The organism is Pyxidicoccus sp. M6, assembly GCF_055568925.1.
Genome location: NZ_CM145714.1, coordinates 4,134,654 through 4,155,583 on the forward strand (window position 1 = coordinate 4,134,654; position 20,930 = coordinate 4,155,583).

Genomic DNA, 20,930 nt, shown 5'->3' on the forward strand with positions numbered 1-20,930 from the left:
TCGGATGCGCGCGATGTCGAAGGGAATGATTCAGGGGGCCCTCATCGGGGCCCTCGCGGTGGGGCTCGTGGTCTCCGCGGTCGGCGTGTGGAGGACGCGGCAGCCTCCCACACCGGAGCCTCCCTTCGACCCGCTCGCGCAGGCCCTGGCGAGCGGCAGCCGCGTGCTCAACCGCGAGGCCCCCATTCCCTCCGTCTGCTACACGAAGACGGAGGGCGTCTCGAACCCGTGCTGGACGTGCCACACGGGCGGGGTGGGCGCCAATGTCATGGGGGACTCGGCGCTGCAGACGGAGTACGCCTTCAGCGACGTGGGGCAGACGAACCAGTGGACGAACCTCTTCACGGACCGCTCCGCCGTCATGGCGGACATCTCCGACGACGAGGTGCGGGAGTACATCCGCGGCGACAACTACACGCCGCTGGCGGCCGCGCTGAAGGGGCGGCCCGGCGGCTTCAAGGGCTGGGTGCCGGACCTGGACCTGAAGCAGGGCTTCGATGGAGACGGCTTCGCCCGCGATGGCAGTGATTGGCGGGCGGTGCGCTACAAGCCCTTTCCCGGCACCTTCTGGCCCACCAATGGCAGCACGGATGATGTCTTCATCCGCCTGCCGGATGTGTTCAGGAGGGATGCGGCAGGGCAGCCGTCTCGCGAGGTGTACCGGCTGAACCTCGCCATCCTCGAGGCGGCGATGACGGTGGACCCGGGCCTGAAGGACGTGACGCAGGCGCGTCGCCGCGTGGAGCCCGTGGATGAGCGCGCGGGCGGCGTGGACCTGGACGGCGATGGTGAGCTGAAGCCCGGCGTGGAGGAGGTGCGCGGGCTCCCGGCGCACTACGCGGGCGCCGCGGCGCAGGTGGCGGTGCGCAAGCACTTCTACCCACGGGGCACGGAGTTCCTGCACACGGTGCGCTACGTGGACCCGGATGCGCCGAGCCTCTTGTCCGCGCGGATGAAGGAGGTCCGCTACTCGCGCAAGGACGAGGAGCACGACGAGCTGCGCGTGCAGGGCTTCTACGCCGAGGAGGCGGAGAAGAAGCTCCAGGGGCGCCTGCCGGTGTTCCCTGGCAACCCCGAGCTGGGACTGGTGAACGAGTTCGGCTGGCGGTTCCAGGGCTTCATCGAGGACGCGCGCGGGCGGCTGCGCGTGCAGACGATGGAGGAGCACGTCTTCTGCATGGGCTGTCACAGCAACCTCGGCGTGACGGTGGACCAGACGTTTGGCTTTCCGCGCAAGGTGCCGGGCAAGGAAGGCTGGAGGCACCAGGACCTGCGAGGCATTCCCGACGTGCCGCAGGCGGGCCACGCGAAGCCGGAGGTGCTGACGTACTTCGAGCGCGTGAAGGGCGGCGACGAGCTGCGCGCGAATGACGAATTGCTCTCGCGCTTCTTCCCGGGCGGCGTCTTGGATGAGGCCAACGTGCGCCGCGCCGCGAAGGGGGGCGACAGGGACCTGGCGTGGCTGCTGACGCCCTCGCGCGAGCGGGCGCTGGCGTTGGACCGGGCCTATATGGCGTTGGTGCCTGAGCAGGCTTTCACGAAGGGACGCGATACTCTGATTGCGCCGCCGAAGAACGTGCTCACGCACATCGAGAACGGCTCCACGGGATTGGAAGACGCCGGCCTCGTCTTCGAGGACGGGCGGCTGCACCTGTCGTGGGAGTAGGCAGGGATTGCGCTCCGTGACACGAAAGTTGCGTGTGTTTGTCTGTCAGAACGGCGACATCGTGCACCCTCTTGTGAGGGGGCGCATTGCCATACATCGAGACGGGTAGGGGCGCTTCGTGCGTGCGGCGACTGCTGGAGGCGCGCACGGCGGGCATTTCGCGGACAGTGCTGCTGGGACTCCTGGTGGCGGGCGTCATGGCCTGTCAGGGCAGCTCCGTCGAGCTCGAGCCCGGCCTGGAAACGTCGTCGGATGGGCAGGAGCTCGTTCATGCCTGCTGGCCGGCGAATACGCCCGATGACCAGAAGGTGTGTGCGGGCGGTTTCTATTACAGCCTTCAGTGCTTCAACCTGAAGCGCTCAGCCGCGTGCCCCCTGCAACCCTCGGGGCAAACGTGCACGCGAAACAAGACGTGCGCCCACCCCGACTTTGGCGTGGCGACTCGTGGCACGTATTCCTACCTCGGGTACGCGTATGACTATGACTTTGATCCATGGGGCCTCAACAACTGCCAGGGGATGGCGGAGGACATCCTGGCTTCAGAAGTCCCCAATCCACTGAATCGCCAAGGCGTCACCTTCACCTTCACACAGAATACGTACTTGGACACCTCGGACGGCCGGTATGTCACCGAGTGCAACGTGACGTATTCCGGCTTCCCGCTGACCTACAACACCGGCACGGGGCCCCAGTGCGGAACCGAGACGTATGACTGCGGTCCCGAGCAGTTCAGCGAGTGCAGGCATCCCAGCCATGGTGAAGCCCCCGCGCTCGACTGCGGATTGGAGACCCGCTTCACGCAGCCGAACGTCTCGCTCGTCCAGGTGCAGGCGCAAGCGGCCAGCGAGTGGGCGGCGATGAAAGGCCAGGGCGCTCCCGTGTTCCGGGTCCAGCCCACCTGCACCTCCTGCTCGGAGACCGGCGCGTTGGACGCGAACGGCTGCTGGCCCGCGGGTACCACGGACTCCAACAAGACCTGCGCCGACGGCTACACCTTTGGCCTGAAGTGTTTCAACCTCCAGTCCTCCCCGGCCTGCCCGCGGACTGGCTACGAGCAGAAGACCTGCACGGAATACAACACGTGCCGTCACCCGGACTTCGGCGTGGAGAGCCTTGGCACCCGGCAGGTGCACGAGATGCTTCCCGGCTACATCGATCTGGTCTGGGTGTGCCTGCCCACGCTCACCTCGAGCGGTGGCCAGGTCGCTGCTCCGGACCCCGGCCGGGACTGCACGCAGGTGGAAACACCCAAGCTGAGCAAGACGTGCTCCCAGCGTGCCTCGGAGATTCGCGCGACGCTTCCGACCCAGCTCCAGGCGTCGGTGACGTACAGCGTGACGCAGGGGCCCATGACCACCAATGCGGAGGGGGACCCCACCGCCTCGTGCGACATCACCTTCCAGAACTGGCCCACGTTCCGTGAGGGCACCGGGGTGTCGTGCGGCATCAAACGCACCTATTCGTGTGACGACGTCACGCGCCCCATTCATGGCGCATGCCGCCACGAGAGCCATGGACTTGCACCGGCCTATACCTGTGGCGTGCCCGAGCTCGTGACGTCGGCGCGGGGCTCGTCGCTGGCTCAGGTGAATGCACAGGCGCAGCAGCTCTGGTCCGAGATGAAGGGGCAGGGGCCCATTCCCTATCGCGTCGCTCCAGTCTGTCCCTCCTGCACCGATGTGGTGCCCTCCCAGGAGAGCATGGGGCAGTCGCCGGGGCGCACCACCGGCACGCCATCCGTCACCGCGGATGGGGCCGCTGCCTATTCCCTGCCGCTCTGGGTGTCTCCGGGACGCGCGGGGGTGCAGCCGGAATTGACGCTCCAGTACAACAGCCGCCAGGGTGATGGGCCACTGGGCGTGGGCTTCTCCCTCACGGGCCTGTCGAGCATCTCCCGGTGCAGGCGCACGGTGGCGCAGGACAGCGAGGCGGATGCCATCCGGTTCGACTCGACGGACCGCTTCTGCCTCGACGGCAACCGGCTGGTGGCAGTGAGCGGTGTCTATGGCGCCCACGGGACGGAGTACCGCACGGAGAACAACCTCTTCGCGCGCATCGTCTCCCTCAACCCGGATGCACTGGGGCCCACCTCCTTCGACGTGTACCTGAAGGACGGGCGCATCCTCACCTTCGGCGGCACGACGGACTCCCGGGTGGAGGCCCAGCGCGCGCGCCTGCGGCCCCTGGGGAGGGACAACGTCGATTTCCAGTACCCTGAATCCGTCCGCTACACGTGGGCGATGTCCCAGCTGCGCGACCGCTCTGGCAACGCGCTGCGCGTGCGCTACGGCTCCTTCCGGGACGCCTACGTGGACGAGTCGGTGGAGCACTGGCCGGAGGATATTGTCTATACCGGCTCGACGGTGCAGGGGGCGCCCGCGCCCACCCGCTCGGTGACGTTCGTCTACGAGAACCGCCCGGATGTCACCGAGCAGTACGTCTCGGGAATCAAGCTCCGCCGCTCGCGCCGGCTGGCCCGCCTGGAGATGCGGGGACCCCATCCGACGCAGCCGGCGCTCCTGCGGAGCTACCGCCTGGTGTACGGCACGCCCTCCATCTCCGGGCGGAGCGTCCTGACGGAGCTGTACGAGTGCGATGGGGCGGGGGTCTGCAAGGCCCCGACGCGCTTCGAGTGGACGCCCGGCAGCGCGGAGTTCGAGGAGATTCCCACCGGCATCACCGACGTGACGAACAGCGCGGGCTACGCCCGGGCCGAGGGCGTGTGGATGCTGCACACGCCGGACGTCAACGGCGACGGCTGGGATGACCTGCTCTACCGGGAGTACCTCAACGATGGCGGCGGCTCGCTGGGCTACGGGCGCTGGTGGGTGCGGCTGAGCAACGGCCAGGGCTTCGGACCGCGCCAGCCTGCCAACGTCCCCGACAACTTCTACGAGGGAGTCACCTCCGCGGGGCGTCCCGCCGACTTCGACGTCGACGGGAAGCTGGACTTCGTCAACCTCGCCACGCGGGAGGATGGCTGGTCCCATTACCGCCTGTACCGCTCCAATGGCGCGGGGTTCACCTGGGACGGGGTGGACCTCGAGTCCTCGAAGATGTGGGTGACCACCGGCACTCCGGCGCTGCCGCTGTTCTACGTGGCAGACCTCAACGGCGACGGGCTCCCCGAGGCCACCCGCTCCATCACCTCGAACGCGTGGGATTCCCATACCGCGTGGGGCTACCGGCTCAACGTGGGGGGCACGCTCGGGGCCTACACGGAGCTGCCGGTCAACGCGGTCAATGAGGCGGGTGCGCAGTTCGCGGACGTGGATGGCAGCGGCCGCACGGCCCTGCTGGCGACGGACCCCGCGTCCAGTCCCTACTACTACACGGCCCTCATGCTGGGCGCGGGCAACCAACTGGTGCGCAAGCCCACCGCGCTCCAGGCCACGCAGTGGACCGGCTACCGCCACTGGTTCGCCGACCTGAATGGGGACGGGCTCTCCGACGCTGTCAGCGTCCTGTGGAGCGGTGAGAATCCGCTTATCTCCATCAACACCGGCAACGGCTTCCTGCCGCAGCGGCTGCAATCGCTGCCCGTCGAGCACCAGTTCGGCGAGCTCGATTATGGCTACCGGGGCATCGAGGGCGGTGTCCGCGTCGACGACTTCAACGGCGACGGGCGTGCCGACATCTTCATCGCCAATTCCTATGTCTCACAGGGCTCGCGCGGTCATTGGCTGGTCCTCGAGTCCACGGGCAACCAATTCCGTGCGCGCCCGCTCTCCGTGCCACTGGGCATGACGGCTCAGAGCGGGTGGAAGATGCACCAGTTGCTGGACGCCAACGGCGACGGGCTGCGGGACATCGTCCAGGCCGTCAATGGGACGGTGCGTCTCTACCTGCGCAAGGGCCAGAAGCCGGACCTGCTGACGCGGGTGACGGACGCCGTCGGTGCCCGCTCGGAGTTCGACTACAAGCCCCTGTCGGACCGCAACGTCTACTCGCCCGGTTCCCAACCTGCGTTGCCCCAGATTCGCGTGACGCGAGGACTGTGGGTGGTGGCGGAGCACCGGGTGGAGAATGGCGTGTATGGCCTGGATGCCACCCGCTACACGTACTCGGACGCGCGCGCGGACCTCCAGGGGCGGGGATGGCTCGGCTTCGGTACGCGCGTCGCCACGGAGGTGCGGACCGGGGAGGAGCGCCTGACCCGGTATGGCCTGGACACCCGGGCGGGCACGGCGTGGCCGTACGCGGGCCGTCCCGTCTTCGAGCAGAAGACGCTGCGCCTCGGCTCGGGGCTCTACGTGCGGGAGCAGCGCCATACGGGCTATTCGCTCCACACCGAGGCGGGAGGGCAGGTCCGGTTCGCCTGGCCTTCCTCCCAGTCGGAAGTCCATCTGGAATGGGGCCAGGGCGTGTCGCTGGAGGACGCCCGGGTGACATTCGGCGCCCAGACCACGCTGGCCTTCGACACGGATGGAAACCCGACGCTGCGGCACCTGCGCTCGATGTATGGCGGGCTGTACACAGGCGACGAAGAGGAGTGGCGCGCCACCTACGAGCGTTGGCCCGGGGCATGGATCATCGGACGTCCGAGCGGCGAACAGCACATCAGCCGCTCGCGGACCGGTGCTTCTGTCACCCGCCGCATCCGCTACACGCACGACCCAGCCACGGGGTTGTTGCGCACGCGGACCGTCGAGGAAGGGGACGCTCTCTTCCAGTTGCGCAGCACCTTCGAGCGCGATGCGTACGGGCTCGTCACGCGCATCACCGACGCTGACGCCGCGGGCCACACGCGCGTCGCCTCCACCGCCTACGACAACGTGGATGGCACCTTCCCCGCGTCCATCACCAACGCCATGGGCCATCGCACGGAGCTTGCCTATCACTCCGGGCTGGGCGTGGAGGTGGCTCGCACGGACGCCAATGGCCTGCGGACGCGCCGGCGCTATGACGGCTTCGGGCGGATTCGCTGGGAGGGGCAGCCGGATGGAATGGAGGTGTCCTTCACCTACGGCAGCGGCGGTACCTACTTCCTGAACGAGCTGGGGAGCATCGCCCACGCCACTCGCTCCGATGGGAGCCGGGTGAGTGTCTATTTCGACCGTCTCGAGCGGCAGGTGGTTTCGGAGTCCACCGACGCCGAGGGGCGGCCGGTCTATGCGCCCGTCCAGTACGACCTCCTGGGGCGTGTCTCCAAGGTCTGGCAGCCCTACACCTCGACGGACATCATCCTCTTCACGAGCTACGAGTACGACGAGCTGGGGCGCCTGCTCTTCGCCCGTCACAGCGATGGCTCCTTCGAGGAGTACCAGCACACCACCCTGACGACGGAGGGCTGGGACGCCAAACGCAACCACAGCACCCTGGTGCGCGATGAGCTGGGCCGCATCCGGGAAAGCATTCAGACCGGGCCGCAGGGCGAACCCCTGCGCACGCGCTTCACATATGCCCCCTTCAACCTGCCGGAGAAGGTGGAGCAGCTCGTCAACAGCGAGGTGCGCCACACCGCCCAGCTCGAGTACGACCGCCTGGGGCGGCGCACGGTGCTGGTGGAGCCGCAGGGCATCCGGCAGTACCGCGAGGACCTCACCTACAGCGCGTTTGGCGACGTGACACGCAGGACGGACGCCGCGGGTGCGGTCACCACCTACGAGCACGACCTCCTGGGGCGCACCGTGCTGGAGACGGGACCGGAGGGAGACACACGCCTCATCTGGGACACGGGAAGCGGCAAGGGGAGAGGCCAGCTCGCGTCGGCCCTGAGTCCGGACGGCGTGCTGACCACGTATGACTATGACTCCGTGGGCCGGCTGGCGCGCAGCGCGTGGACCATCGATGGGCGTCAGTACACCGTGGGGCTCGGCTACGACTCGGTGGGCCGGCTGGACGTGCTCTCCTACCCGGAGGTGCCAGGGCAATCCCGCTTCCAGGTCCGCCACACCTATACGGCATGGGGCGCGCCCAAGGACGTCCGCGACGCGGTGAGCGGCCATGTGTACTGGTCCGCCGAGTCGCGCACGGGCGCGGGGGTGCTGAAGTCCGAGCGCTTCGGAAACGGCGTGACGTCCACCCGCCAGTACGACCCTGTTCGCGGTGTGTTGCGGCGCATCGATACGGCGCATGCGTCGGGTGTGGTGCAGTCATTGGGTTACGACTTCGACGCCAATGGCAACCTCTCCACGCGGCAGGACGGCGTCACGGGTGTGTCGGAGTCGTTTGGCTATGACTCGCTGGACCGGCTCACTGGCTGGACGGTGGTGGCTCCGGGGCGGCGCTCCGTCCATGGCTTCCGCTACGACGGGTTGGGCAACCTGCTCGGCCGGGACGTGTACGAGGGTGACGGGACGCCCTATTCGCTCACCTACGACACGTCATTGGGGTACGGCGCCTTCGCGGTGACGCACTCGACCTGGGGAACCTACGCCTACGATGCCAATGGCAATCAGGTCTCCGCGCCCGGAAGGCAGGTGCGCTACACCGGCTTCGGGCTGCCCTCGCGCATCGAGCTGGCCTCCGAGGTGCTCACCTTCCAGTACGGCGCGAACCAGACTCGCGCGCTGAAGCGCAGCAGCACGGGCGCCACGACGGCGTATGTGGAGGGGCTCTACGAGCACCGGCGCTCCGGCACGAGCGCGGAGCACGTCTTCCACATCCACGGCGATGGCCGTCCGGTGGCGGAGGTGTCTTGGAAGGAGCAGGCCGGGACTATCACCAGCAAGGACGTGCTGTACCTGCACGGTGACCACCAGGGGTCCGTCGACACGGTGACGAACGCTTCGGGCGGCGTGGTGCGGCGCCTGAAATACGACCCGTTCGGCGCGCGGGCCCTTGCCACCAACCCCGCGCTTCCCGAGTCGTGGGTGCCCGGCATGCCCAGGCGTGGCTTCACCGCTCACGAGCACGACGAGGAAGCGGGGCTCATCAACATGCGGGGGCGTGTCTACGACCCGAGGACAGGACGCTTCCTCAGCCGGGACCCGCTGGTCCAGTTCCCCACCTTCGGCCAGTCACACAACCGCTACTCGTACGCGCTGAACAACCCGCTGCGATGGACCGACCCGTCGGGCTTCGCCAACGAGGAGCTCCGCATCCTCAGCACGACCTATACCCCCAACGTCGGCACCATGGAGGTGGACGGAGAGTCGCTTCAGGTCGACGAGATTGCCGTCGAAGCGGAGTTCGTGAAGGGCGGCTCCGAAGTGAAGGGTGGGGGCAGCAATGATGATGGCTTTTCGGGTGCCAGCACCGGCGACGGCGTGGCGGGAGCAGGTGGCGCAGCCTCCTCGTCGGATACGGGAGGCGGCTCGGGGACCGGCGCCACACAGGCCTACGATGACTGTCATGGGTGTGTCTATCTGGATGATTCGATGGTCTGGAGCCATACGGCTGAGCAGTTGTCGGCCATGGGCTACCAGCAGGACTGGAATGGGGGGTGGTACATGCCCGGACTGCCCCGCATTGGCTTCACGCTGGACTATGCGGGACTGACGCTTCAGCGTCTGCTGGCAGTCTCGCCCCTGTTGTCAGGGTGGGGAAGCTCGCTGTCGATGAGCACCCTGTTCGCGAACAGCCGCACAACCGTCCAGCTCACGGCCGCGGACCTGGGCCTCGGCGCGACCGATGCGAACGTTCAAGTGTTGTACCGTCTCAAGGACTCTCTTGCGATATTCAAGTTTGAATATCTGGGGACCGTGAGGGGGATAGGGACGTCCGCGGTGCGGGTGCTCAAGAGAATGACGACCATGGCTCGAGAGGATGGCGCAACTTCGATGCGAATCGAGACCACGCCAGTTGTCGAGGAGACGGGCAAGCTGCGCGCCTTCCTGGAGCGGCTGGGGTTCAATTCGCGTCCGAATGGGACGATGTATTATGAGGGACCGCTCTGATGATGACACTGGAGAGGTACGTCAATCGAAACTTCCACCTGAAGCCTGGGCGGGGCGGAGCGATGATAGGGCTGAAGCAGTATTATGCGTTTGCGCATGGCTCGCGCCCGACCTGGTGGACGGATGATGTGCCATTCGCCGCCGCTACATTTGGTGTCTACGAGAACGTTCCCGGGAGCAGGGCGCAGGCCCTCTTGTTTGGTGAGGAGCAACTGACGGTTCTGTCTCCGAACGGTGTCTCGTTTGTACGGTTCGCGGACATCGAACGGCTGGTGCTTCCGGTGAAGGAGCCCATTTCGGAGTCATTGTCCGTTGTCCTGTACTCCGGTGAGGTTTTCGAGATTCCAGCCTTCGGCCCCAAAGGAGTTGCCTTCGACCTGTACCGGTTGCTTCTGGCTGCCACACGCAACCTGCCGAAGCGTGATTCCCCGGGCACGCCCAGGGATTCGGATACGAAGTGAAGATGAGGAGCGCTCGCCTCAGCGCGAGACGCGGCGCTCCAGCAGCTCCGTGGAGCGGTGGATGAGCTGCCTCATCGTCACCGTGCCCAGGAAGCGTCCCTGGCCGTCCACCACCACCACCGGCTCGTAGAGCGTCTCGGGCCCGCGCTTCATCGCCACGCGGGCCAGCGTGGTAATCGCCATGCGGTCCTCGACCACCAGCGGGTGCTCATCGCGCTCCAACATGCGCTGCCGCGTCACCAGGGACTTCGGCTGCTCTCCGTTCAGGAGGACCACGTGGTCCAACTGAGGCGCCTCGCGGAACAGGCCGTGCAGTTCATCGGTGGGCAGTGACTCATCCACGCAGAGGCGGCGGATGATCATGCTGCCCACCGTCTCGTCATCCTCGCGCTCGCGGAAGTCGAGCGCGCGCATGGCCTTGTGCCGCGCGGTCTCGAACTCGGTGGTGGGCAGCACGGGGGTCGGGGCAGGGCGGGCGATGAGATAGCCCTGCACGTGGCGGATGCCGAGCCGCAAGAGCACCGCAAGCTCGTCCCACGTCTCCACGCCCTCGGCGATGAGGACCGCGTCCACGCTCGCGGCGAAGTTGACCAGCGACTTCACCAGGTGCTGCTGGTAGCTGTACCGATGGATGTCGCGCACGAGCGCCTGGTCCAGCTTGATGAACTGCGGCGCGCTGTGCACCAGTGTCACCAGCCCCGAGTGCCCCGCGCCGAAGTCGTCCAGCGCAAGGCCGAAGCCCTCCGCCGCGCACTGGCGCGTCAGCCGCTGGATGAGCGCGTGGTCCTCGAACGCCGCCTTCTCGGTGATTTCGAGCACGAGGTGGCGCGGCGTGAGGCCATAGCGCGCCAGCAGCGCCACGGTGGAGCCGTCACCGAAGCGCGGGTCGCTCAGCACGTCCGGGCTGACGTTGAAGAAGAAGGGCGCACTGCGCTGCTCGGCCGGCAGCGTGGAGATGCACCGCAGCGCGGACGTCCAGCACGCGCGCTCGAGCTCCCAGGTGAAGCCCTCCGCGCGCGCCTGCGTGAAGAGCGCCGTCGCCTCCCGCCACTGACCGGGTCCTCGTGAGAGCACCTCGTGCCCGATGACCTTGCCGTGCAGCAGATCCACGATGGGCTGAAACACAGATGTCACGCTCGGCTCGTCGCCGTTCCACAGCCAGGCGGGGGCCTGGGTGGAAGATGAGGAGAGGCTCATGTGGGGAAAGTGTAGCCCAACCGTCCCACGCCTTCAGGCCACCCCTGTGAGAAACCCATGGCGGTCGGGTGACGCGGGGCTCCGTAACCCCGCGTCACCGGCCGGCCGGGTGGCCCCGCCAGGACCCGCGAGCTTGCGTAAGTCGCTGTTTTCCCTCGGATATCAACGTGAATACCCGTTCAACTCCCGGCCCCGCGCCCCCTCGGCCCTGCGGCTGAATGTCCCTTCAACTTCCAGCCGGGCTGCGTCGCGCGGAAGCCCCTGCCTGCCTCCCGGCCGGCCGTTTCAGGACTCCCTCACCCGCTCAGGCCCACCTGAGAGCGCTGCTTCCGAATCGGACGGAGGAAGCTCGCTCACGGGTGCGGACAGCGCTGGAGAAGCACTCACCGGCTCCGCAGCCGAAGCCGCCACCGGCGGAGTCACCGACAGCGCGGCCTGCGTGGCGACGGCGTCCAGCGACTGCCCCTCTTCCCATTGCACGGACGAGAGCGAGCGGAAGCGGCGCGCCAGGGCGGACAGCTCCGCCGCCTTGAGCTGGGCCTGACCACTGCGCAGCGACAGCAGCGCCACCCGCGCCCGCTCCAGCAGCGCCACCTCCGCGCGCAGCCGCGCGAGGATGCGCTCCCGACGCCCCTTCAGCTCGCCCAGGTGCGCCACCTCCTCGGCCAACGACGCCGCGGCCAGCTCGAGCTGCCGCCGCGCCACGGCGTCCGTGCTCGCGCGAGCGCTGCGCTCCAACTCCTCGCGCTCGGCCTGGAGCTCCGCCTGGGCCCGCTCCTCCAGCTGCGCCTCCACCCCGGCCCACTCCGACGCCAGCTCCACTGCGTCGCGCGTAATCCGCGCCAGCGTCCGCGCCAATTCCTCACGCGCGGGCTCGCGAGGCAGCAGCGCGAGCGACTGGCCACATTGCCGGTACAGCGACAGGGCCCGCTCGGACAGCGTGCGGAAGTCCCCCGCCAATCGCGGCAGCAATTCCTCCGCGCGCGCCTCCACCGGGTCTGCCGACAGTCCCAGGTGCGCGGCCACCGCGCTCAAGCCCACGAACAAACCCAGGATGCCGCCCACGACGCCCGCTCCCAGCAACGCCGGAGTGGCCAGGTCCGCCATGCGCGCGGAGAACACCTTCGCCACCTCCAGGCCCGCCAGCGTGAGGCCCACGCTCAACCCCGCGCCCAGCCCGAAGTGCACGAGCGTGGGCCGCGCTTCGGCCACCTGTCCCTTCTCGCCCCGCTCGCTGAGCCGGGCGCGCACCAGCAGCGCCCCCGCCGCCGCCGCGCTGCACGCCACCGTCCACCCGGGCGCCATGCCCAGCGCGTACGGAATCGCGGTGAGCAGCAACCCCAGGCCCCCCAGGAGGAAGCGGTCCCACCGGTCACCCTGCGCGCATGCCAGCACCACCGCAGCGGGTACCAGCCACGCCAGCGGCAATGGCATCCCCAGGCGCGCGGTGGCCAGGTTCACCAGGCCCGCCCCCGCGCCCGCGGCCAGGGCGCGCGTCACGGTCCTCTCGAAGGCTTCACGGTGGTGGAACTGTAGAATGGTGGCGCTCATCGACACCCCACGGAGTCGGGTCGGGCTGGGAATTCCCCCTTTCACGCGCGGGAGAATAAAAAGGTCTTCCGGATGAGCACCCCTCCCGTTCCCGAGACGATGCGAGCGCTGGTCCTCACCGCCTACGACGGGCGGCCGACGTCGCTCCAGGTGCAGGAGCGCCCCGTGCCCCGGCCCACGACGAGCCAGGTCCTGGTCCGCGTGGCGGCGTCCCCCATCAACCCGTCCGACATGATGTTCGTCCGCGGCACGTACGGGGTGAAGAAGCCGCTTCCCACCGTCCCGGGCTTCGAGGGCAGCGGCACGGTGGTGGCCGCGGGCGGAGTCACGGGCAAGCTGCTGGTGGGCCGGCGCGTGGCCTGCGCGGCCCCGCCGGAGGGAGACGGACTCTGGGCGGAGTACGCGGTGGTGGGGCTGTCCCAGTGCATGCCGTTGCGCTCGCACATCAGCGACGAGCAGGGCGCGTGCCTCTTCGTCAACCCCGTCACCGCCTGGGCCTTCATGGAGCGCGCGAGAGAGGGCAACCACGTGGCCCTCGCGCAGACGGCGGCGGCCAGCTCACTGGGCCGGATGATGCTCGCGCTGGCGAAGCGCGCGAAGCTGCCCATGGTGAACGTGGTGGGGCGGCCGGAGCAGGTGGAGCTGTTGAAGAAGCGCGGCGCCGAGCACGTGCTCAGCAGCCACGAGCCCGAGTTCGAGGAGCTGCTGCGCATCAAGTGTCACGAGCTGAAGGTGTCGCTCGCCTTCGACGCGGTGGGCGGAAGGCTCACCGGGCAGCTCCTGCACGCGATGCCGGACGGTGGCACCCTCATCGTCCACGGTCTCCTGTCCGAGCAGGAGTGCCGCATCCACCCTGGCGAGCTCATCTTCGGCGACAAGAAGGTGGAGGGCTTCTGGACGGAGCGCTGGGTCCGTCAGGGATTCGGCCGCGAGAAGCTCAAGGCGGGCATGGCCGTGCCCGCGCTGGTGGGCCGCGTGCTGGAGACGCCGGTGCGCGCGCGCCTGCCGCTGGAGTCCGCGGGCGACGCGGTGCGCATCGCCTCGTCGGACATGACGGCGGGCAAGGTGCTCTTCGTGCCGGGGCAGGGCGCCTCGGCGTAGCTGCGCCTACGCCTTGTCGCGGGAGATGGGGCCCGTCTTCGCCTTCGTCACCCGCAGGTAGTCCGCCGGCGCCAGCACGAGCTGCGTACCGCGCACGCCCGCGGACACCGCCACCACGTCGAACAGCTCCAGCGTCTCGTCGACGAAGACGGGGTAGTCCTTCTTGCCGCCAATGGCGGTGCAGCCGCCGCGCACGTAGCCCGTCAGCGGTTGCAATTCCTTCAGCGGCACGGTGTCCACCTTGCGGTCGCCGGTGAGCCGCGCCAGCGCCTTCAAGTCCAGCTCCGCGTTGCCGGGCACCACCGCCATCAGCACGCCCGTGCGGTCTCCTCGCGCCACCAGCGTCTTGAAGACCTGCTCGGGGGGCATGCCCACCTTCGCGGCCACCGACTCCGCGGACAGGTCATCCGGGTCCACCTCGTAGTCGCGCAGCTCGTACTTCACGCCGAGCGAGTCGAGGATGCGGGCGGCGTTCGTCTTCACGGCGTCACACTCCCAGGGCGGTGGCCGCGGCCTTCACTCGCGCGAGCGCGTCCTCGGGCGTGGAGCCCACCGCGGACAGGTGCCCCATCTTCCGGCCCTTGCGCGCGTCCTTCTTGCCGTACAGGTGCAGCCGGACGCCGGGCATGGCCAGCACATCCTCGAAGCGCGGCCCGCCCTCCTTCAGCCACAGGTCACCCAGCAGGTTGACGATGGCCGCGGGGCGCACCACCTCCACCGAGCCCAGCGGCAGGTTGCACGCCGCGCGCACCGCCTGCTCGAACTGCGACGTGAGGCACGCCACCTCCGTCGAGTGGAAGCTGTTGTGCGGACGCGGCGCCACCTCGTTGACGAGCAGCGTGTCGTCGCCCAGCAGGAACATCTCCACCACCAGCAGCCCCTCCACCTGGAGCGAGTCCGTAATCGCGCGCGCCAGCTCCGTGGCCTGCGCGGCCACCTTCGGCGGCAGCGGGCCGGGCAGGAGGGACCACGCGAGGATGCGCTCCTCGTGGTGGTTGTACGCGGGCGGGTACACCGCCGTCTCGCCCTTCGGGCTGCGCGCCACCAGCACGGACAGCTCGGACTTCAAATCCAGCGCGGCCTCCACCACCACGGAGCGCTCGCCCAATTCCTTCCACGCGGTGGGCGCGTCCGCGGCGGACTTCACCTCCCACTGGCCACGGCCGTCGTAGCCGCCCTCGCTGGACTTCACGAAGCAGCGGCCGCCCAGCGCCTGAATCGCCTCGGCCAGCTCCTGCTCGGAGTGCGCCTCGCGCCACGGGCCCAGCGGGAAAGCGCCCTTCGCGAGCCAGCCCTTCTGCCGGCCGCGGTGCTGGACGATTCGCAGTACGTCCGCGCCCGGGCGCATGGGCGCGTGGCGGGCCACCGCCTCCAGCGTGGCCAGCGACACCTTCTCGATTTCGAGCGTCACCGTGTCACAGCCACGCGCCAGCTCCTCGGCCGCGGCGGTGTCGGAGAAGGACGCGGTGATGCAGCGGTCCACGACGGAGAGGGCAGGGCAGGTGGCGTCCGGGTCCAGCGCCTGCACCTGGAAGCCCAGCGTGCGCGCCGCCAGCGCCATCATCCGGCCGAGCTGACCGCCGCCGAGGATGCCAATCGTCCCGCCGGGGAGCACCACGCGTGACTTCATGAAATCTCCCGGTGCGCCAGCACCTCGTCGGTGCGCGCCTTGCGCCAGGCCGCGAGCCGCTCGCGCAGCTCCGGGTACTTCAGGCAGAGGATGGCCGCCGCGTGCAGCGCCGCGTTGGCCGCGCCCGGCTTGCCGATGGCCTGCGTGCCCACGGGCACGCCCTTGGGCATCTGGACGATGGAGAGCAGCGCATCCAACCCGCTGAGCAGGGTGGTGGGCATGGGCACGCCGATGACGGGCAGCAGCGTCTTGCTGGAGACCATGCCGGGCAGGTGGGCGGCCCCTCCCGCGGCGGCGATGATGACGGACAGGCCGCGAGACTCCGCGGTGGACGCGTACTCCATCATCCAGTCCGGCGTCCGGTGGGCGGACACCACGCGCACCTCGTGCGGGATGCCCAGCTCCTTGAGGATGTCGACCGCGGGCTGCAGGTACTCCAAATCACTCCTGCCGCCCATGATGACCCCGACCCAGGGGGTGACCGTACTCGCCATGTGGTGTGCGCGCCTCCGTGCGCTCTCTCCAGCCGAGGCCGGAGGAAACGCGGAGATAGGGCGGGGGGGAACGTCGGTCAACACGGAAGGTAGGGCGGTGCACCCGAGTGGGCACGGGGCGCCCGTCCGTCCCGCCGTCCGTCCAGGTGTGGGTGCCCCACGGTATGACTGCGCTGGAGCCCGCCGGGATGCAATCGCCCCGGTGCCCGGCCGTGTGGCGGCCAGGCGCAAGGCTTCGTGACGTATCCATCCGGGGCCCCAGGCCCCACCCGGGAGGCCCTTCACCGCCTCCCGGTCCGAAGAGGGGGAATCACACATGAATCATCGAAGGCCGTGGATGGCTCCACGCAATCCGTTGCGTTCTCGCGGTGGCTCCAGGCTCCGTGAGGCGCTCGCTCCATTTCTCCTGCCCCTGGCGTTCCTGGCCGGGTGTACCGGCACGGCGCCGGAGGGCGTACCCACCGAAGCCGCCGTCGCGCAGGAGGGCGCCGCTTCCGCCGCATTGACAGGCTCGGAGACGCGGAGCCTGCCCGCCATCACCCTGCGCAACGCCATCGTCACGCAGCCCTTCGCCCCGGTGCTGCTGACGCCGGACGGGCGGCTGGGGCTCGGCTTCGGAGGCGCCGGCATCAACCTCATGGCCCTGGGGGACCCGTCCATCACCGTCACGGATGGCGCGCCCCGTTTCTCGGCCGCCATGGCGCAGGGGACGACGTTCACACTCGCCCTGCCTCCGCTCGCGGCCCGCTCCGTCACCCTCACGCATGTGAATGGCTCCGCGCCGCTCTACACGAACACGGCGCTCCAGCCCTGGGTGAACTCGGGGCAGGGGACGCTGGTGTTGGATCCGCGCTACTCGCCCGCGGGCAAGCCCTTCCCCGTCACCGAGCCCGGCGAGTGCCTCAACGCCACGCCGGCGACGCAGGAGGGCGTCATCAACCCCGCCGGGCGCTACGAGTGCTACCGCCTCATCCACTTCCAGCCCTTCTACGCGACGGCGACGGGCGCGCTCGCGCTGCATCAGGCGGAGCTCGCGGTGGTGGTGGACGCGCGCCGTCCGGACACCAGCACCGGCGTCGTGGCCCGCGCGGCGACGCCCAACGTGGTGAATGCGCGCTACGTGTCCAACGCCTTCTCCATCTGCCGCAGCCAGGGGTCGTCCTTCTACCTCTGGTCGCTGGAAGCGAGCGTGACGGGTGACTCGCGGCTGATGACGGCCCAGGGCGGGTACTGGGCCTTCAACGAGACGCCCTGGAATCCGAACACCTGGACGACGCAGCGGGAGTTCAGTGTCCTCTACGACAGCGTGCGCAACAACGTGGAGGGGCTGCAGCGCATCTGCCGCCGCATCGACCCGGCCACGGGCCTGTCGTCCTGCACCACCGCGACGGAGGAGGACTTCGCGCGCGTGTACCCCGTGGCCGCCCGGCCCCTCTTCCTCGCGGACGGCTCGCGCCGCACGGATGGCGGCTTCCCCACGCACTACACCTCGTGCGGCTACACGTGGATTACGCCCGAGGGCACCGACGTCTTCTGCCGCCCCGACCCGAACGTCAACGGCAGCGTCCAGCCGTCCGTAGCGTTGGATTTGCCCCAGGGCTTCGAGAGCTCCACGGGCATGCACTTCTTCTCCTTCGGTCAGCACAGCGGCTGGATGTTCCGCCGGCTCGACAGCACCATCAACAGCCGGCGCTTCAACCCGCAGCGCCTGATGTCCCCGGTGCCGCCCGAGGACCCCATCCACCGGCCCTTCTCGCCGGTGTTCCTCAACACGGCCACGGGCTTCTGGGCGGAGAACCGCACCAGCGCGGAGCGCTCGCTGCCGCTGCGCCGCCAGTGGCCGCTGTTCCAGTTCATGTCGCAGGCGGAAGGCGTGCGCAACGCCGCGGGCGCCGCGTACGCGAGCCTCGGTCTGGTGCCCGAGGCGTACACCTCCATGTGGAGCAACATGCAGTACTGGGAGGCCTCGTTCGCGTGCGGCGTGAATCCGAGCTGCCTCATCCACCTGCCGATGAACGAGATGTTCTACGACAAGGCCGCCGCCCCCTCGGTGCTGCGCGCGCTGCCGCTCACCCACGATGACTCCAACAACACGGACTTCCTGGACGCGAGCGGCAACCCGCTGGTGGCCCTCCACCCGTACGTGGGTCAGCTCCAGGGCGCCGCGCGTTTCGTCGGTGAGGTCTACGGGCCGCAGGCCGACGAGCGCTACCTCTCGGGCTTCCGCGGCACCGCCATCAGCCTGGGCGCCACCGGCTTCGTCTCGGTGGCGGCCGGTGTCCCGGATGGCACGTCATGCCGCCGCAACAAGGGCTGCCTCGCCGGGGAGCTCTACGACAATGGCTTCACCGCGGAGCTGGCCTTCCTGCCGCTGTTCGACACCACGGGGGCCACGCTCCCGCTGGCGCAGCACCACGGCCTCTGGGCCTTCCGCATCCAGAACGGCACGCTGATGGCGGACGTGTTCTACACGTCGTCCAAGGGCCTCGCGAGGTCTCTCACCCTCACGGGCCCGAGCGTGCTGCCCTTCGCGCAGGTGGCGGACCTCCCGAGCACGCAGGCGGCTCGCTGGCGCCACGTGGCGCTGCGGGTGGCTCCGGACGAGTCCACGGTGTTCCTCCTGGTGAATGGCGTGGCCGTCGCCAAGGCCGGGCTGGAGGCCGGGGCCTTCTACCAGGGCACGGGGAACGGCGCGGAACTGCTGCGCGTGGGCCCGGCGGGCCAGTGCGCGGCCTGCGCCGCGAATGACGCGCTCTTCGTGGACGAGCTGGCCTTCCACCGGGCCGCGGTGCCCTTCGAGGAGCTGGCCGCGTCCGCGTCCGCCTTCGCGGGCCGGCAGGACTTCCTCACGCCGGCGCAGGCGCGCACGCTCTTCGCTCGCTACTTCAGCGTCACCAACCCGCGCCGGCTGAGCCTGCAGGCGGATGGCTTCCCGCGCTTCCTGCGCGCGGAGGACCTGCGCGTGCCGGTGGCCTTCAACGTCTTCCTGGACCCGTCGCGCGAGGCGGCCTTCCGCCAGCTCGTCTCGGTGGGTGATTCGCTCTTCCACTCACCGGTGCTGTCGACGAACGCGGCGGGCGTCAGCCAGGTGCAGGCGGGCACCAACGCGCCGCTGTCCTGCTCCACGTGCCACCAGGTGGCGCGGGCCTTCACGGACGGCCGCGCGACGGCGGTGGGCGTGCAGCCGCTGACGCTCAACGCGCCCACCATCGTCAACCGCGCGTTCGGCACCAACCAGTTCTTCGCCCGGCGCTCGCAGGACCTCATGGACCTGGCGCTGGAGCCGGTGGTGGACCCGCGCGAGCTCAACGCGGACGTGAACAAGGTCCTGGAGCGCATCAACACCGGCGCGGACCAGGCGGTGCTGCGGCAGGGCTTCAACGCGGTCTTCGGCAACGTGCCCGTCACCCGCGAGCACCTGGAGCTGGCGCTCACAGCGTTCCAACTCGTGCAGCTCAGCGTGGACTCGCTGGCGGAGGCCGTCATCGCCTCCGGCAAGCCGGTGGTGGACGGGCAGGGCACCCTGCTGCGGCCGGAGTTGCTGCGGCTCGGCAAGGAGCTCTTCGAGGGCAAGGCCCGCTGCAGCGCCTGCCACACGGGCCCCAACCTCACGGACGAGCTGGCCCACGACACGGGCGTCTCCACCACCAGCGCTGGCGCCTTCAAGACGCCCACGCTCTGGGACGTGGCCAACACCGGGCCGTACTTCCATGACGGCAGCCGCACCACGCTGCGGCAGGTGCTGGACTTCTACAACGCCGGGGGCAACGCGCCCGGGCGGGTGGCGGACGGCCTGCGCATCATCGACCCCGAGCTGCGCCCGCTGGCGCTGTCGGAGCGCGAGCTGAACGCGCTGGAAGTCTATCTGCGCTCGCTCCAGAACGCGGGGCCGGTGCTCACGGCGGGCTTCGAGGGCCTGGCCTTCAGCGACCATGGCCCGATTCCCGGCATGGCGTGCGTGGCCATCAGCGAGAGCGCGGACCCGGACTCCTGGGACAACAACTACCTCTGCGCGCCGCAGAGCCGGGGCTTCGCGTGGAGCAGCGCCGGCCCCATCGCCGGCATGCGCTGCACGCAAATCAACGAGGGCGCGGAGCCCGCTTCCACGACGTGGGCGGACAACTACCTGTGCGTGCCCAATGACTCGCCGCTGCGGCTGACGTGGTCCATGGCGGGCCCCGTGTTCGGCAAGGCCTGCGTCCGCTTCTACGAGCCGGCGGACCCCTACGCCTGGTCCGACAACTACCTCTGCTACGACGAGCCGCTGCGGCTGCGCTTCAGCGCGGAGGGCCCCATCTCCGGGATGACGTGCACGGAGATGAACGAGCTCTATGACGCCGCGGGCGGGTGGAACGACAACTACCTCTGCGCGAACAAGGACATCGGCATGCGGTGGAGCATGGGCGGGCCCATTGCCGGCATGCGCTGCACGCAGGTGTACGAGGACGCGGAGCCGCCCTCCACGACGTGGGGTGACAACTACCTGTGCGTGCCGCCCGAGGTGGACGCGCAGCTGTCCTACTCGCAGGCCGGGCCCATCTCCGGGCTCACCTGCGCGCAGGTGTACGAGCCGAAAGATCCGCAGCCCTGGGTGGACAACCACGTCTGCTGGCGCGAGGAGCCGCTGTCGCTCCAGTTCTTCTCGGCCGGTGCGCCGGCGGGGCTGGCGTGCACCTCCGTCAACGAGTCGCAGGACGTGGCGGGCACGTGGGGGGACAACTACTTCTGCGCCAACCGCGACATCGGCATGCGCTGGAGCGGCGCCAACCCCATCGCCGGCATGCGCTGCACGCAAGTCACCGAGCGCATGGAGCCGGTGCAGACGGCCTGGCACGACAACTACCTGTGCCTGCCGTCCCAGTCCCGGCTCGACTTCGCGTGGTCCGACGTGGGGCCGCTCGCGGGGAGGACGTGCGTGGCCTGGTACGAGGCTGCGGACCCGCACTCCTGGGACAACAACTACCTCTGCTACTGACGGCGTCCGCTGAA

The 20,930-nt window shown here is 69.1% G+C and carries 10 protein-coding genes; 5 read left to right on the forward strand and 5 right to left on the reverse strand.

Annotated features, from left to right (window positions below; translation table 11 throughout):
* The first annotated feature begins 4 nt into the window (after positions 1–4).
* The 3 genes from ACVTJA_RS16485 (at position 5) to ACVTJA_RS16495 (ending at position 9,968) form a co-directional block, all read left to right on the forward strand.
* A complete protein-coding gene (locus tag ACVTJA_RS16485; RefSeq protein WP_465837326.1) occupies positions 5–1,666 on the forward strand; it encodes a hypothetical protein in 1,662 nt (553 codons plus the stop codon).
* Positions 1,667–1,788: 122 nt separating this feature from the next.
* Positions 1,789–9,507, forward strand: coding sequence for an RHS repeat-associated core domain-containing protein (locus ACVTJA_RS16490; RefSeq protein ID WP_465837327.1), 7,719 nt, complete (start codon positions 1,789–1,791; stop codon positions 9,505–9,507).
* The gene (locus ACVTJA_RS16495; RefSeq protein WP_465837328.1) at positions 9,507–9,968 is read left to right on the forward strand and encodes a hypothetical protein; all 462 of its coding nucleotides are present in this window, start codon (positions 9,507–9,509) and stop codon (positions 9,966–9,968) included. The genes ACVTJA_RS16490 and ACVTJA_RS16495 overlap by 1 nt, the downstream gene beginning before the upstream one ends.
* An 18-nt stretch (positions 9,969–9,986) precedes the next feature.
* Here the strand turns inward: ACVTJA_RS16495 and ACVTJA_RS16500 are convergent, their stop codons facing one another.
* Complete coding sequence (locus tag ACVTJA_RS16500; RefSeq protein ID WP_465837329.1) at positions 9,987–11,165, reverse strand: EAL domain-containing protein; 1,179 nt, start codon at positions 11,163–11,165, stop codon at positions 9,987–9,989.
* A gap of 285 nt (positions 11,166–11,450) precedes the next feature.
* The gene (locus tag ACVTJA_RS16505; RefSeq protein ID WP_465837330.1) at positions 11,451–12,716 is read right to left on the reverse strand and encodes a hypothetical protein; all 1,266 of its coding nucleotides are present in this window, start codon (positions 12,714–12,716) and stop codon (positions 11,451–11,453) included.
* A gap of 72 nt (positions 12,717–12,788) precedes the next feature.
* Between ACVTJA_RS16505 and ACVTJA_RS16510 the strand changes: the two genes are divergently transcribed.
* Complete coding sequence (locus tag ACVTJA_RS16510; protein WP_465837331.1) at positions 12,789–13,817, forward strand: zinc-binding dehydrogenase; 1,029 nt, start codon at positions 12,789–12,791, stop codon at positions 13,815–13,817.
* A gap of 6 nt (positions 13,818–13,823) precedes the next feature.
* Here ACVTJA_RS16510 and ybaK read toward each other — a convergent pair whose 3' ends face one another.
* The 3 genes from ybaK to purE are packed head-to-tail and all read right to left on the reverse strand — an operon-like array spanning position 13,824 to position 15,941.
* A complete protein-coding gene (gene ybaK, locus ACVTJA_RS16515; RefSeq protein WP_465837332.1) occupies positions 13,824–14,300 on the reverse strand; it encodes a Cys-tRNA(Pro) deacylase in 477 nt (158 codons plus the stop codon).
* Between the two features lie 4 nt (positions 14,301–14,304).
* Positions 14,305–15,447, reverse strand: coding sequence for a 5-(carboxyamino)imidazole ribonucleotide synthase (gene purK, locus ACVTJA_RS16520; RefSeq protein ID WP_465837333.1), 1,143 nt, complete (start codon positions 15,445–15,447; stop codon positions 14,305–14,307).
* Positions 15,444–15,941: a 5-(carboxyamino)imidazole ribonucleotide mutase gene (gene purE / locus ACVTJA_RS16525; protein WP_465837334.1), complete on the reverse strand. Its 498-nt coding sequence runs from the start codon at positions 15,939–15,941 to the stop codon at positions 15,444–15,446. Before purE ends, purK begins: the two co-directional genes overlap by 4 nt.
* A gap of 337 nt (positions 15,942–16,278) precedes the next feature.
* Here purE and ACVTJA_RS16530 point away from each other — a divergent pair, with 337 nt between their 5' ends.
* Positions 16,279–20,916 (forward strand): cytochrome-c peroxidase, encoded by a 4,638-nt coding sequence (locus ACVTJA_RS16530; RefSeq protein ID WP_465837335.1) that lies wholly within the window; start codon positions 16,279–16,281, stop codon positions 20,914–20,916.
* Positions 20,917–20,930: the final 14 nt, after the last annotated feature.

Coding starts and splice junctions, on each gene's coding strand:
- ACVTJA_RS16510 (WP_465837331.1), top strand. CDS start 12,789: ATGAGCACCCCTCCCGTTCCCGAGACGATGCGAGCGCTGGTCCTCACC.
- ACVTJA_RS16495 (WP_465837328.1), top strand. CDS start 9,507: ATGATGACACTGGAGAGGTACGTCAATCGAAACTTCCACCTGAAGCCT.
- ACVTJA_RS16500 (WP_465837329.1), bottom strand. CDS start 11,165: ATGAGCCTCTCCTCATCTTCCACCCAGGCCCCCGCCTGGCTGTGGAAC.
- ACVTJA_RS16530 (WP_465837335.1), top strand. CDS start 16,279: ATGGCTCCACGCAATCCGTTGCGTTCTCGCGGTGGCTCCAGGCTCCGT.
- ACVTJA_RS16485 (WP_465837326.1), top strand. CDS start 5: ATGCGCGCGATGTCGAAGGGAATGATTCAGGGGGCCCTCATCGGGGCC.
- ACVTJA_RS16505 (WP_465837330.1), bottom strand. CDS start 12,716: ATGAGCGCCACCATTCTACAGTTCCACCACCGTGAAGCCTTCGAGAGG.
- purK (WP_465837333.1), bottom strand. CDS start 15,447: ATGAAGTCACGCGTGGTGCTCCCCGGCGGGACGATTGGCATCCTCGGC.
- purE (WP_465837334.1), bottom strand. CDS start 15,941: ATGGCGAGTACGGTCACCCCCTGGGTCGGGGTCATCATGGGCGGCAGG.